12 protein-coding genes are annotated in these 13,991 nt (G+C 49.0%); 1 reads left to right on the top strand and 11 read right to left on the bottom strand.

From position 1 onward, the window contains the following. Nucleotides 1-20: 20 nt before the first annotated feature. Nucleotides 21-215 carry a hypothetical protein gene (locus PMPD1_RS15555; RefSeq protein ID WP_173634906.1) on the top strand — a complete coding sequence of 65 codons (195 nt, stop codon included), beginning with the start codon at nt 21-23 and terminating at the stop codon, nt 213-215. Here the strand turns inward: PMPD1_RS15555 and PMPD1_RS15560 are convergent. The 11 genes from PMPD1_RS15560 to PMPD1_RS15610 form a co-directional block, all read right to left on the bottom strand. After that, nucleotides 212-2,752 carry a hypothetical protein gene (locus PMPD1_RS15560; protein ID WP_173634907.1) on the bottom strand — a complete coding sequence of 847 codons (2,541 nt, stop codon included), beginning with the start codon at nt 2,750-2,752 and terminating at the stop codon, nt 212-214. The genes PMPD1_RS15555 and PMPD1_RS15560 overlap by 4 nt on opposite strands. After that, nucleotides 2,752-4,437, bottom strand: a complete 1,686-nt coding sequence (locus PMPD1_RS15565; RefSeq protein WP_173634908.1) for a hypothetical protein — start codon at nt 4,435-4,437, stop codon at nt 2,752-2,754. Before PMPD1_RS15565 ends, PMPD1_RS15560 begins: the two co-directional genes overlap by 1 nt. Then, nucleotides 4,400-7,195 carry a transglycosylase SLT domain-containing protein gene (locus PMPD1_RS15570; protein WP_173634909.1) on the bottom strand — a complete coding sequence of 932 codons (2,796 nt, stop codon included), beginning with the start codon at nt 7,193-7,195 and terminating at the stop codon, nt 4,400-4,402. The genes PMPD1_RS15565 and PMPD1_RS15570 overlap by 38 nt, the downstream gene beginning before the upstream one ends. 2 nt (nt 7,196-7,197) lie before the next feature. Next, nucleotides 7,198-7,674: a hypothetical protein gene (locus PMPD1_RS15575; protein WP_173634910.1), complete on the bottom strand. Its 477-nt coding sequence runs from the start codon at nt 7,672-7,674 to the stop codon at nt 7,198-7,200. Further along, nucleotides 7,653-8,027 carry a hypothetical protein gene (locus tag PMPD1_RS15580; protein WP_173634911.1) on the bottom strand — a complete coding sequence of 125 codons (375 nt, stop codon included), beginning with the start codon at nt 8,025-8,027 and terminating at the stop codon, nt 7,653-7,655. The genes PMPD1_RS15575 and PMPD1_RS15580 overlap by 22 nt, the downstream gene beginning before the upstream one ends. Beyond that, nucleotides 8,017-10,677, bottom strand: coding sequence for a phage tail protein (locus tag PMPD1_RS15585; protein ID WP_173634912.1), 2,661 nt, complete (start codon nt 10,675-10,677; stop codon nt 8,017-8,019). The genes PMPD1_RS15580 and PMPD1_RS15585 overlap by 11 nt, the downstream gene beginning before the upstream one ends. Nucleotides 10,678-10,683: 6 nt before the next feature. Further along, entirely contained in the window at nt 10,684-11,301 is a 618-nt protein-coding gene (locus PMPD1_RS15590) for a phage connector family protein (protein ID WP_173634913.1), read from the bottom strand. Between the two features lies 1 nt (nt 11,302). Then, nucleotides 11,303-11,725, bottom strand: coding sequence for a hypothetical protein (locus tag PMPD1_RS15595; RefSeq protein ID WP_173634914.1), 423 nt, complete (start codon nt 11,723-11,725; stop codon nt 11,303-11,305). 40 nt (nt 11,726-11,765) lie between these two features. After that, nucleotides 11,766-12,023, bottom strand: a complete 258-nt coding sequence (locus tag PMPD1_RS15600) for a hypothetical protein (protein WP_173634915.1) — start codon at nt 12,021-12,023, stop codon at nt 11,766-11,768. 10 nt (nt 12,024-12,033) lie between these two features. Next, entirely contained in the window at nt 12,034-12,870 is an 837-nt protein-coding gene (locus PMPD1_RS15605) for a phage capsid protein (protein ID WP_173634916.1), read from the bottom strand. A gap of 132 nt (nt 12,871-13,002) precedes the next feature. Next, the gene (locus tag PMPD1_RS15610) at nt 13,003-13,986 is read right to left on the bottom strand and encodes a hypothetical protein (protein ID WP_173634917.1); all 984 of its coding nucleotides are present in this window, start codon (nt 13,984-13,986) and stop codon (nt 13,003-13,005) included. Nucleotides 13,987-13,991: the final 5 nt, after the last annotated feature.

A 13,991-nucleotide genomic window follows, 5' to 3' on the forward strand; every position in this document is an offset into this window, starting at 1 on the left:
TGCGGTAATAGTGGTGTGTAATGAATGAAGAACAGCGTAAAAATATAGAAATGGCTGCTACTACGGCAGTTATAACCTCTCTGATTTCACTGCCGTTTGTTGGATTATGGGGTCTTGCGGTCGGGCCAGCGCTTGTTGCTATGTTCGCATGGGCTTATTATTCAATGGTTGGATTCGTCTGGTTTATAGAGAAAATAACCGGGCGAAAACTTTAATGCCCCAACATGAACTGAGAAGGAGGAATAAGGAAATCATTCTCCTGATTCTTCCTTACGTTTTGTTCATATCTGTGTAATGAGCCAGGCGACATAGACTCCTGTAACTGATTAAGTATCAGATAATTCATTATTGGGCGGGCCCAGTACAAATTAATGAATGGCGTATGGTCTACGGTGAAGCGAAATGCATCCCCTGCCTTTACATCGCCACGAACTGATTTCTGATACAAGGTAACAATGTCATCCAGATTGCCAGCAACCGGACCCGCCAGTGATGTGATTGGGCCGTTGCCGAAGCGATTGGCTTCGCCAAACAGGAAGTCGCCAAATATTCCCAACCCTCCGCCCTGCGCAGCAGCAGCAAGAAAGGTCTTGGCATCTGCCGGTCGAGGAGTTTGCCCCTTTAGCATCAATTTGGTCTGCATAGACAGATAGCCAAAAGTGGTCATCCAGAGAAACAGTTGAGCCAGTCCAACCATTTCTCCTTTCCCGCTCCTGAACAATGCATTCTGCACGCTTCCCCATCGGCTTTCACCAAGCTTAGCTGGCGTGTATCCACGACCAAAAACCTCGCGGCCCAATGCCTGTTGCATAAACGAAGCAGTAAAGGATTTATACTGGCCGATAAAACGCATCAGTTCGCCTTCAACAGTGCCTGGCTGCGTTCCCTGCTTCATTAATGCCCGTGTTCTGGCTCCGGGTTCTGTCATTGCTACCATGACGCGATCAAGGACATAACCACGCAACTTATCAGCCAGTTGTTCTCGTCCTGCCTTGAGGCTCTTCTCATTTACACTGATGTTGCGGTCGGATACATATTTTCCGATCACGTCATCCGGGATTGAGTCGATGCCATCCGGCGTCATGAACTTGCGACCCTCTGAGCCTTTCAAATCCATCTGACGATAGATGTTCCACTCAGCCTCACCAATGCCGTGAAGATCCAGTGCGCGCTTTAAATCTCCATTCAACGTAGCGTGTGGCGACCCTGCATTGTCTGCAAGCCAGTGCGAAATCATCGTCGCAGTAGTATTGCGTGATGCATCCGTCCACCAGTTCAGCCCGTTCAGTTTGAAAAACTGACGCTGAAGTCTCGATACCTTACCGGGAAGGGTTACATCTCCTGAAAAACGCTGGAGGATTTCATCACGCATTGAATCAGCATAAACACCAAGTGAGCTTAGTATCTGTTTCTGCTCAGCAGAGCTAAATCGCTTAAGCCGACCCTGTATAGATTCGGTAAGAGCCTGACCATAATTCATGCCCTGATAACGTAACTCCATGGCGTTGCTTGCCAGGTCGTTAAATGAAGAGATCATAGCACCGCCAAGCTTTATCGTTGAGTCTACAGCGCGCGTTACAGAGCCAAACCTTGCCAGGGAAGTTGAACCCGGAATATTTGTCTGACCGGTAACTTCTTTTATCTCGTTTTTGATTGAACTGCGTCGCTTGTCACTGAATGCCCTGAGTGCCCTTTCATTGCCTTTAAGGTCTCTCTCAATAGTGTCAGCAAGATAATTGAGCATGTTCTCTGGGTTAGTGCCGAGAATGCGCATCAGCCCTGTATTGCGTGCCGAGCTTTCCAGCCCACCAAAGATCGCCTCGCGTAAACTTCCCACGCCGAACTCTTTATTGTATGCATGCCATGACAGGCCGTCAGCAAAGTGCAGCACGCGCTCCTGGCTGGCTTTTTTAGCCGTGTTCTGACTACCTTTAAATCCTTTCATCCAGTCCGGCTTCTCAGAGGAAAGGTGAACTCCGGATGCAAGCCCGTCATAAATATTACGCAAAAATGCATCTTTATCAGACACGCCATCGAACGTTACCGGGTCCAGCTTAGGGAGAATGGCGTTACGCCATGCATCAAATCCGGCTGCGCGGATTTTCATCATGTCGTGCCCCTGGCGGGCGATGTATCCCGGAACCTTACGGATCCATGCCCCTGCTCTATTAGCATCCATCCTCGCGGATTCCTGCCATTTTGTGATGATCTCGGCAATGCGAACAGATTCCTTTGTCATTCCCTCTGTAGGCTGATTTTTACCGATACGCCACATAGCGTCCGCAACTTCAGCGTCATTGCTGCCACTGGCGAGAAATTTAACCAATCCCTCACGATCTAAATCATGATTAAGTCCGGACAAGTATTTTGAACGCAACTGGAACTGCTCGTTTGAAACCGAAGCGCGGCTACCCGTTCTGGCTTCATTTCGACCAACCAGAATAGCTGATAATCCAATATCCTGGTTATCAGGGAAACTGTCACGAATGAACATCAACCGCTGTGCAGCGATCCGGGTATTGATGGCTTTGTTGCGAGCCTCAATAACGCGAGCAAGTTTTTCCTCATTACCCAGTTCATTTGCGGCTCTCAATGCGGCATCCTCCAGCGAAATTCCTTCGTTCTCTGCGCGTATCCGCTTCACTGTATTATCCATTCCGGAGATCAGAGATTCCATTTCAGCCTCTGACAACTCTCTGCCCGCAGCATTATTCACTACTTGTTCACAGGCGGTAAGGAACTGGTTAGCCATTAAATTCTCCTGAGCATACAGGCTGCATATGCCTGCAAACCTTTGAAAATACTTTCGTCACTAGCCTCTCGTTTGACTGTCTCCAGAGCATCTCTTAACTCGGGAGAATCGAATTCTGCCAGGCTCTGAGTAGCCAACTCAATTTCTGAATTAAAGTCTTCCTGCGCGTTGATGAAGTCTGCGTTATCCTGATTAGCACGTTTCAGTTGTGAGTCAGCCTCGCGACTGGCGTTAGTCATGGAAATGTCAGCATCGGCCTGAGGCCCACGCTGAATCTGAGCCATGGATGACTCGCGAAGTTGAGGATCGGAGAGGTTGAATACAGGCTCAATGTCAGGCACCTTTCCCTGAAGCATATGAGACAGCCCAGCCCTGAATGCGTTTTGCCTTACAGACCAGTGAGCATCATTAATTCGTTGTGAAGCATTCTTAATACCCTGCGCAACGGGATTAATGCGCAATGCTCCTTTAATTTCATCTGCACGGGCACTGATGGCATTTTTCAACCCTTCAGGAATCTCTCCTCGCCCAATGCCTGCCACTTCACCACTCGCCACTTCTGCAGCTCGATTTCTGGAAAGAGACTCCTCAATATCTGCCTGCCGGCCAATGATGGTCCCTTTTTCCTGCTCTATATCCCGAAGAGCACGGGTCCGGGCATCCTTATACTTCATCCGTTGCTGCTGATAATCAGACGTTCTTTGCGGCAAAGTCTTATCAAGTTCAGCAAATAATTGCTGATTGGCGGCAAACTCACGCCTCAGATCTGCAATGTTACCCACTCTTGCATTCGCTAATGACTGTTGTTGCGCAAGATAATCAGGCGCGACATCATCGTATGCGCGACTGTAGGCGTAACTATCAAGATCGCGAGCAATCGCCTCACTCAGAATTGGTACCGTACCATCCTCACCAAACCTTCGAGGTGAAGTCGAGAAATCCGTAAAAACCTGAGCACTTTCTCCTGTCGGAGGAGAAGTATCAGGAGTTTTCTCCGGTGATTCAGTTATTGCAATATTTCTACGGGCGTGAACCATATCAGCAATAACACCACCTCCGGCATGAAGCAGACCGCCTCCCACAGTACCAAGGAATATATTTTCCATGGCATTTGCCATCGTATAATCTTCACCATCGGCGGCGGATGCGCTGGCAGTAAATGGTATTGTCGCAGCGGTCTGTGCTGCACCCATTGCTGCACCTTGTAAGAAGCGCTCTCCTGCACGCCCAAGCACTGATGCCGCTTTAGCTTCACCTGCAAACGGAACTAGTCCTATAGCAAGGTTTGCAGGGTCTGCCATCGAACCAGCCAGGCCGGCGATAAAATTAAGTGGAGTGGCAATAAATCCCGATGGGGCTGAGGAGGCTATCTGTTGTTTAGCAAGAGACTCCTTTCTCTCTTCTGTGACGTGATCGAGATAAGACTGAGTAACACCATAATCAGGGATGTTGATACTTTTAACACCCAACTCTTTCAGCCTGGCGTCTGCTTCACCTTTAGAAATAATCCTGGAGTTTGGGTCATTAGCAAGTTCGTCTGCCTCAGAATAACGAAGGGCCGACATAAGCGGCCCTTCTCTCAATCCATCGCTAAATGATGCAGCAAGTGACTCACCTAATCCTGAGGGGGCGTTACTTATTGGCTGATTAATCCCCGGCCCCGGATCGTTGGTATAAATTGGCATTTGTGTTCCTCATACCTTCAGCCATTGATGGAATATCGGCACTGCCGAAATTACCGAGTTGCCTTGCGGTTTCTTCGTTTCTGTTTTGCGACTCCTTAACTGCCTGTCCCGGCGTGTAAATCTTGGGTTTAAACGCGTCTTTAGACAGTTGATTGAGTACGCCGCGATTAGCAGAACCAAGTTGCGCCAGATCAGCGAATTTAACTGTGAGAGGGTTTCCTTGCGCATCATTAACAACCAGCCCGTTGAGAGTTAACATCAACCCTGTCTCGTCGGAATTAGTTACCCACTCACCATTATCTTTAATGCGGTCCAGGCTCTGTTTGCGGTTTACATCATCTCCAAGTCGAGGGTCTCCGTTTAAGGGGGTAATGTCAGATGGCTTCAGCTTGTCCATGAATGCATCCACCCCATCGGAAACATCTTTGATATCGGCGTTAGCGGTAACGGGTATGCGCCAGGTACCTTTCGTCTGATATTGACTGCCGAGAATATCCTGGTACGCCTGTGCTGCCGCGTCAGATGCCCCCATTCCTTTCTGCATGTTGAGATAGGTGAGGCGTCGTCCCTGCTCGTTGAAGTTATTCCAAATTGCAATTCCACCCGGCTGACCAACCATGGTTGAGGCAAAGTCTTTAGACTGAGAACCCCACTCACTATCAGCGCTATCTGACGCGCCTTTGGATGCAGTATTTACAGCATCTTTTAGTTCGGACGTTTTAACATCCCGGTTCTGCCATAACGCATTAGCTGCACGTGGATTGTTTGTCGCCATAACAACCTGCAAAACAGGGCCAGCTTTTTTCTGTACTTGCTGCATAACCTGCTCAGAATAAGGTCCGAACTGCTGACCCAATGACTGTATTGCGTTGACGTCCTGCTCTTTGTTGTTATTGATCTGCTGAAGAATCCCACTTGCAATACTGTCCGGAAGAACGTCCTTGCTTTTGATGCCGAGCCGCTGCTTTTCCATCAGTATCTGATGAGCCAACTGAGAACCAGTTGATGGGTCTTGTTGGTAAGACTGGTATGCCTGTTGTACTGAGGGGACGTTTTGAACCATCCAACCACCCGGATCTTTCTCACGAGCAGCAATAGTCTGCTGGTACTTCTGAACCGCCATCGCATAGCGCTTCTGTTTAAACTCAAAATCTGCATCACTGGCATCCGGGCGTAAAGCATTTACAGCATCAAGTCCAACATTTGAAGGGCTGGAGATAATGGTTTTATATGCCGGTTGTAGCGCAAGAACCTGACGATACTGGTCGAACTGCTGATATGCCTGCGCTCGCTGCGCCGGAGTTGAGCTTAGTTGCTGAGCAGCAACGTATTCTGATGCGGTTACCGGAGTCTCTACTTCCTTACCCGCATTAATCCTTGCCATGTCATCCTGCATTCTCTGCTGAATGCTGAAACGCTGACTGGAAGTAGCTGTATCTATGACATTATAGGTTTGCTCTACTGCCCTTGCTTTCTGTTGCGCGTCCAGCATGCCAAATTCTGGTGAGTCAATAACGTTTTTAGTCACATTGACTTTGGCAGCATTGCTCATTACTGACGCAACATAATTTTGCGTTTCTCCGTATGGAATGGAATTAGCAAATCCCTCGTCTGAAACTTCTCCTTTTCGTGGGTCGCCTATCTGTTTAATCCACTGATCCACCTTGCCCGGACCTGCGTTATAGGCCGCGAGCGCAAGCACCGGATTACCGCTGTACTTCTTGAGTTGCTGGTTAAGATATGCCTTGCCGATCGCCTGGTTGTATCCTGCGTCGTTTTTAAATCGGCTTTCATCCCATTGAAGTCCCGCAAGCTTTGCGGCTTCAGGGCCGGTTCCTGGCATAATCTGCGCGATACCAATTGCGCCAGCAGATGAAGTTAAAGGTTTTCCTTCATTGTCAAATTGTCGGCCACCACTCTCCTGCCCCACAACCGCTGAAAACAGGTCTTCTTCTGGAATAGGACCGGATTTAAAACCACCTATTCCACCGGGGGACATTAAGCGGATTTGTGCATCATTTATACGATTTCCGATAACTTCATTTGCCGCGGCATCCTGAAGTTTCTTTTTGGTGTCAGGAGGAAGAAGAGAGGCAATACCATCACGAGAATTCAGCGCAGCAATACGCTGTTCGGGTTTCATTGCGCCAATAGACGCAGCCGCATAGTCAACAGCTGATTTTTGACGGATGGCTACGCTTTGGGTTTCATCAATATATCCACGACTATAAGCGCCCTCAATTGCATCCTGTGTTGCTTTCAGGAATCCCATACGGGTTTCTTCATCTGGTGCCGTGATTGCGGCGCTGCGGTTAGACTCAATAGTTGAATTAAGTGATGCTATACCGTGGTCAACTTCCTTCCTGCGGGCCAGTCCTTTTATCTGCTCGAGGCCACGGGCAATGTCGTTGTTTGATTCAATTTCGAATGCCCGGCGATCATTAGCGTTACGGATCATCCCCATGGATGATTCTCGCGCTTTATTTATCTGGTCGTTATAGCGGTCACCGAACGTGCTGTAATCATTGTCATCCTGGAATGAAGATGTAATCGCCAGCTTCTTTTTCAGAAAGTAAGATTGTGCTTCCGCGTAATTGAACTGGTCTTCTTTTTGAGCGTAAGCATCGCCGACACGCTGAATTACTTGCCCTAAATTATCCTGGGCACGGAACTGAGATGACCGGTCAACGCTGGCTACTCCGCCAGCAACCTGTGGAATTCTGCGTCCAATGTCATTTGCATCAGGAATGCGAGCCATATTTATCCCCGGCTAGAAGTGCTGCCACCATAACGTGAATAAAGTGAGCTTCCACTTTGCAGAACTGATCCGATCATCTGAAGTGGCGCTGCTTTTTTTACTGATTTAGCCTGCTGATTTAGCAGGTCGCTCTGAAGATTCATATTTCTGGCCTGCTCGTTACCTCCCCAAAGTGATGTAAGCGCATTCAGTTCACCTTGCTGTGCAATATCGGAAATATTTTTTACCGTTGATGCGGATGTCGAAGAGGCACCTGATGCCGCCGAGACAGCTAATGCACGGGATTGCGCAAGGCTTGCCTGACGTCGGTCCTCCATGGCCTGAATCTGCGACTGGGCCATTGTGTTCTTAGCCTGAGTCGCGACCTGAGCAGCCTGTATTTTACTGTCCTGATACTGTTGATCGGCCTGCTGTTTCTGTGCTGATGCAGAAAGAACCGTGCCAGCAACTGTTGCAATTAACGGGATTGCCGCTGCCATATATAAACCTCTCCACCATCTTCGAGGGGGATGAATCCGATATGTCTCAAATAGCGATCTGCACTTTCCAGTCCCTCTTCTTTATATGCATAAATCGGAGCCCTGTACTTCGTGAATATTTCATCAGCAGCCTTTCTTGTTGCCTGCATGATGAGCCGAGCATGAGACTGAGCGCCTGGCTTCATGTTCATAAAAGCGACAAATGCCCCGCGGCTGTGCGCGACACCGCCGAGCACTACAGGGTTGCCATCAACTTCCCCAATAACTGCCCTGACAGCAACCTTTGGGCGCTCTTCGTCAGCATAAAAAAAAGCCACATCCTGAGACGTGGCAATTCTTACATTACTTGTCATTTGTCGATATTCCGATTATTGCCGCAAGAATAGTTACCGGTCGCGGGGCTTTCGCCATAAGGCATATTCGGGAATCGGTATCCCAGTCGCCGGGGAATTCGATCGCATCATTATCGTATGCATCCCATATTTTTCCGTCAGGGACATAGGCCCCACACTCATCTCGCGGCATGTCGTCCATGATTTCGAAATCGGGCCCATACATCAGCCCCTGCGCATGAGTATCTGAAAGAATTAAGCCTACCCGGTCTACCCTTTTACGTTGAGACAGCGCTGTTCCCATTCCTGCCGAATAAGCCAACTTAGCACTCTTGTATGGGGCTGAATAACCCAGGCCAACAACAATATTGCTTTTGGGTAAGGGAAGGGAAATGCTCCCGCCACTGACAATCATTGTGCCAATGTCAAATCCATCTGCCCAGCAAACTACTTCCTTCCCTTCAAGGTGGTCCAGTCCTGCTATGTTGCTCACAGGAGAGCCGGTGTAAACGATGTGCGAATCAGCCAGCTTTGTGAGTTGCCCACCGCGACATTCTGATTCAAGGCTCCATCTCTCCAGACAGCGCTTACCCTCGCGATTAACGACATAATAAACTTTATCCTCAATAGTCCCTGGCAGAGTCACAACGTCTTCAACAATTCCATCTGTTTCCATAAGTACCCAACAGCGGACATTTTCAACTTTGTCGTAAACCTGAATCGCAACCTTCCCGTCACCACGCACACAATGAATCCGCGTGTCCGGCTGACGATGGGCGTCTATCGCAACTATCTCGGGGTATCCAATTTCAGGGCAAAGCGTAGTCATATCGTTACTGACGTAGTCGTAAACACCGGAGTCGTATGTTAGCTCGTAAACCCTTACCCCTCCCCGCTGTACGAAAATGGCGCTGCTGTCGATTTTTACTGCTGCAATAGCAGTGCTGCCCTGCGTTGATGGGAATTTTATGCCAAAGTTTGTAGGGGTTAATGGTTCATCAAACGAAGATGAACGAATGGATGCTTCTGCTCCCTGGGTTCCAACCAGTAATCTCAATAACGGCATTAACCAGTTAATCGTATCAACAGGACCGGAACCTATTGCGCCTGAAATAGGTCCAGAGTCGCCTTCAGTCGTATCATCGAATGAATCGTATGCGTCCGACACACTTCCCCAAAACTTATCTTTGCCAGCCCACCACAATCTACCTTCATATAATGCCACCGCAGAAGGCCATCCTTTTTTGCCAGACCAGTCACCTTCTGACCAAATCTCAGTCGCGCTGGTGCCGCCAAGCTGAGACAAAACGATTGCGCTTGCAGAGGTTGGCGATGATACGGCGGTTACACGAACTATTCCTGTTCGACTACCGCCTGCGAATGAGATGCTTGTGCGCAAACTTCCCGATGACCACGCACCTGCTTTATACCCAATTCGGTAATAAATGATGGAGTTGTCAAGCTGATCGTTATAATCAAAAGAACCATTATCAGGCGCATACGATTCCACATCTACCCAGGCGCCAGGAGAACTAACCGAGCGTTGTAATGTCAGGGTTCCAGACCATGGGCCCGAACCAATCTGCGTCCTGTTAATGGTAAACTTTCTTGAATCCCCTATACCTGTAACCTTCACATAGTCAGTGAACTGATCGCTTCCATTAAGCGTTACAGTTGATGTTTGCCCGGTTGATTCCAGCCGGAATAGCGACCCAACATTTCCTGACTTAAAGAGCGGCGATGATGCGGTGAGAGTTATCACTCCGCTCAGGCCGCTTGGTGTAATGCGTAGCCCTGTGGTGTTCTCAATACCAAAAGGCCCATCAGTGGATTCGTAATTCACAACAGACCATGAGTTGTTATTACGACGCTCTATTCTCTGTTGCTGATAACTCTTACACGCTACGAATACAACGTCTCCACTCTGATCGTATCTAATTAGCGGCAGGTCACCCTCAGGCCACGGAGTGGTTATCTCCATTACCCCGCTGGACTCTATCGATATGGAATTGACAAGTACGGGATAATTTAGACGACTTGAGAACTCGACAAAGAAATTACCAGCAGGACTCAGTGTTAATGAGTGCGTGCCAGTAGCAAGGACGGTTTCAGTGATATATGAATCATCCCCGGCGCTTGATCCAACCCGCAGAGTTACCGGCCCTCTTGTTACGGAAATACGTAAACCATGCACCTTATTTGCATCGCCGGATGAAACAGAAACCTGTTGATTTCTTTTTGCTGCATTGAATCCCGTGCCAACAAGTTGCATATTCCCCGACACCCATGATGAAACCGCATCACTTTCGTCGGTATCACTCCAGCCAGAAAGGTCACTATCGAAGCCACCGTTTGTAATGATGGTAGACACTGCTGAGCGGGACACAAGTGCGTCATTTGTCCATATGCGCATTACTTTGTCACTTAGCTCAATGAGGGATGTCTCAGTTGTGGAGAAGATAAACTTAAGGAAACGAGACTTTTTATCCCCCTTTGTTCTGCCTACGAAGGCAGTTCCGGGGCGAAGCATCATGGAGCCCAACGTACGGGGCATCCAGTTCGTTTGTATTTCAGCGGACAGTGCAACGCGATCGATGTCAGTTCTTGCAAGAGCAAGTGGAGATACTATTCCACGGTTAAAGGCCTGAAGCGGAACGTTGTTGCGCGGCATGTTTCATCACCTGTCTCGATAATACCGGCTATATCCACCGGAACGTGAATTTACCCAGCAACCATCAGGCGTGCGCTTGGTTGCTTCCTGCATTGCATCTTTTGCCAGAGCGTCAGATTTTTTCATCCTGTAAGCTTTTTGCAGCCTGTCATCATCAATATCATTTTTCAGTCGCGGTGCTATTTGTAGCGCTAAATACGCGGCTATATAGTGACGGAATGTCTGCGGCCATAACGAAGTATCTTTACCAAATGACTCGTCTTTAGAAACGTAACGTATGTACATTTCATCCAGGTCACAGAACCAGAAACCGGCCTCGTCCGTGTACTGCAATAGAGGGCAGTTGAAGTAAGGATCTGACGCAATAGCGACCGTCCTAATATAATCATCAGGCTTATTAAACGCCCTCAAATAGCCGAATGGAGGCTCTACTGAAGGTGAGTAATCGAGTCGTTGCGAGCGAATAGCAAAGTTCCATTGCCCCTGCTCTAAACAGTATTCAACTGCACCATCCCATACCGCATCAAGCAAACGGCGAGGCTCCCGATTTTCATCAATGGAGACAAGCTGGCGCTCCCCTACCAGCCGCAACGAATCGTTATAAACATTGAGCTGGCTTGGCATGCTATTCCCCTTCGATATTCAACTTTTCGGTAAGAGAAAGCGCATCGTCCTTGGATTCAATTCCGCTTTCCACGACTTCGCCATCCGCTCTTCGGACTACCCGCCAGCGAGCATGAGGTCCGGCAAATTCAGCGTAATAAGTTGGTTCTTTTAATTCTGGCTCTGATTTTTCATTCAGATTGGCGTGAATGTGGAAATGAACATGAGCAGACGTTTTTGTCACTTTAAGCACCACGCCTTCCGCGTAAAAAGAACCGTCTTCTGCAACGAGTTCAATCTTGTCAAATTTCTTCAACTGTACAGCGACATGTGCCCATGCATCTGGCTCCTTAAAATCTTCAAAGGTCTGTCCGTGCTTTGCTTCAACTTTGTAAACGTTGCGCTTGTACTCAGCGAGATTGACGCTAGGCGGCAGGATTTTCATTCATTGCTCCAAAGAAAGGCCACCGAAGTGGCCCCTGTCATTATGCAAGCGCTGTTACAGTTACAGCGCCGGTTGATGCGTTAACTGCAGTCACAGATGCAACAGTCAACACGCCGGTTGAATCAACTACACAGTTAACAACGTCGCCAACTTTCATGCCGAGTTGCTTGCCGTTAGTAAAGTAGCCAGAGGCTACAACGGCAGCGCGGGCATCAGCGGAGATGTATGACCAGACAGCGCCGCCGCCCATTACGCGATCTTGCAATAGAGACGGTGGATTGGTTGTTGCGTAAGCCATGCTTTACTCCTTATGCCGCGTATGCGGACCCGTCGTGAACGATTTTGACAACACCTTTGTTCTGCAAAAGTTTGCCGCCCATGTATGCACTTGCGCGCGCCCACGAATAATCCTGCTCTTCGTCGTAGCCAACTGGTGTTTGCAAGCCTTTGGTGTCCATGCCGTGACCGATGGCACTGCGGTGATACAAGAACATCTGTTCCGCATTGGTGCCTTTGCCTGGCAGATTCGGATGGACAATCCAGGTGATGCCAGCCCAGTTGAATGACTTCAGAGAGCTGTCGGTGACGGTGAACGGTTTATTGTTGACATAGTCAACTGACGCAAACTCTTTGGTCTGCATCAGATAGGCTTCCGCAGCGGGAGTGATCAGCGCGAACAGGTTGTTATCTGCCGGCACTTCGTTGTTACCGAGGATAACTTTCGCTTTCATCGCTAGCGCCAGTGACATAGTCGCGGCATCGCCAGTGGTCTGAGTGGCAGCTGACAGTTCGCCAATGATGTCCTGGTCAATTTTGCGGTTCAGCACCGCCATTGTGGTACCGTGCATAATTGCACGCTGGTCACCCTGGCTGGCGAAAACGTTGTATTTCGTTTTTCGCACCAGGTCGTGCCACTCGCGAAGTGTTGCGGTGTATTGATTCAGGTTATCAGCGCGCGCGGGAATCATCCCGTTAACGCCGCGGGTTACAGCTTCAGCGCCGCCAGAGTCTGCAACCAGAAACACGATCTGATTACCCTTGATGACGCCTTCGGTAGTTGTGGTTTGCCGAACCAGGGACTGATTCTGCTCAAATCCCGCAATAAACTCATTGCGGTACATGGTTTGAAAAGCGGTATTCGCCATTTTAATTTCCTCATCGGGTTATTTGGTTCGCTCCGACGGGGTGTCCTTTCTTCAGGCAATAGCGGGGTGTCCTCAGTAAAGAGGGGCCGGTTGCATGGGAATGGGGCCGTTTACGCGTGTGTAAGAAGAGAGTTAAGCGCTGAAGCGCTCTTTTTCTTCGAGAAGTTGCAAGCGCTCTTTTGCTTCGAGAAGTTGCAGGTATCGCTCCTGCATTTTTGTGTCTTTGTTGTATGCGCTGCGGTTTTCCCGCATTACCTTTTCAATGCTTTCGATTTCAGTATCAACAGCAGAAATATTCGTTGCGCCGGGCACGACGGTTCCAACCGGATTTACCTTGCGCGCCATATCAACCATCCATCTGACAACATCAGGATTATTGAAAATAGCGGTACCATCAGCGGTGGTGGCGTTCGCGAATGCATCACGCGCCTCATCCGGCAGCGTTGCAATCAGTCCGTTTACCAGATTGATATTGCGCTTATACTCGCCGCCCCATTCCGCACGGAGTGACTCTTCAGTTTGTTCACGAAGGTTTGCATTGGCTTCATACCGCTGTTGTGCGTCCTCCTCAATCTGTTTCTGGTTCCACTCAATTGCCTTCTGCACCAGTCCCTTTGGAGCGTTCTCGGCATGCATTGCATCCAGAAATGATTTAACCCGAGGCTTATCATCTTCGCCCAGGACAACGCCTGAAGGTAAGTCGTTGATGTAATCGTCAGCCTTTTCTGGCACGCCGTTTTCTTTTCGCCACGTCGATAACTCTTCATCGGTTGGCTTGTCTGGTAATTTGTTATTTTTAAGCTCGCCGGAACTGACCTTCGATTGCAATTCTCGGTATGCCTTAGCCAGCGCAGCAGGAGATGCATACCGTTCAAGTTGCTTACGGTATTTTGCATCGTCTCCAGCAAACTCATCGCGCCAGTTGTCCGGGAACTTCTGTGGCGATGCAGGTGGCTGCTCTCCACCTCCATCAAGCGTGCTTGGCTGCACAGGAGGGGTTGTAGGCTGCTGGCCTGACGGTGGCTCATTACCTGGCTGCTGCTCTGCTGCTGCAGGTGGTGCGCCACCCACATCTTCAGGTGAGTAATATTTGATGAGAATGTTGCGAAATAGCATTGTAT

Source organism: Paramixta manurensis, from assembly GCF_013285385.1.
Classification (GTDB): Bacteria; Pseudomonadota; Gammaproteobacteria; order Enterobacterales; family Enterobacteriaceae; genus Paramixta; species Paramixta manurensis.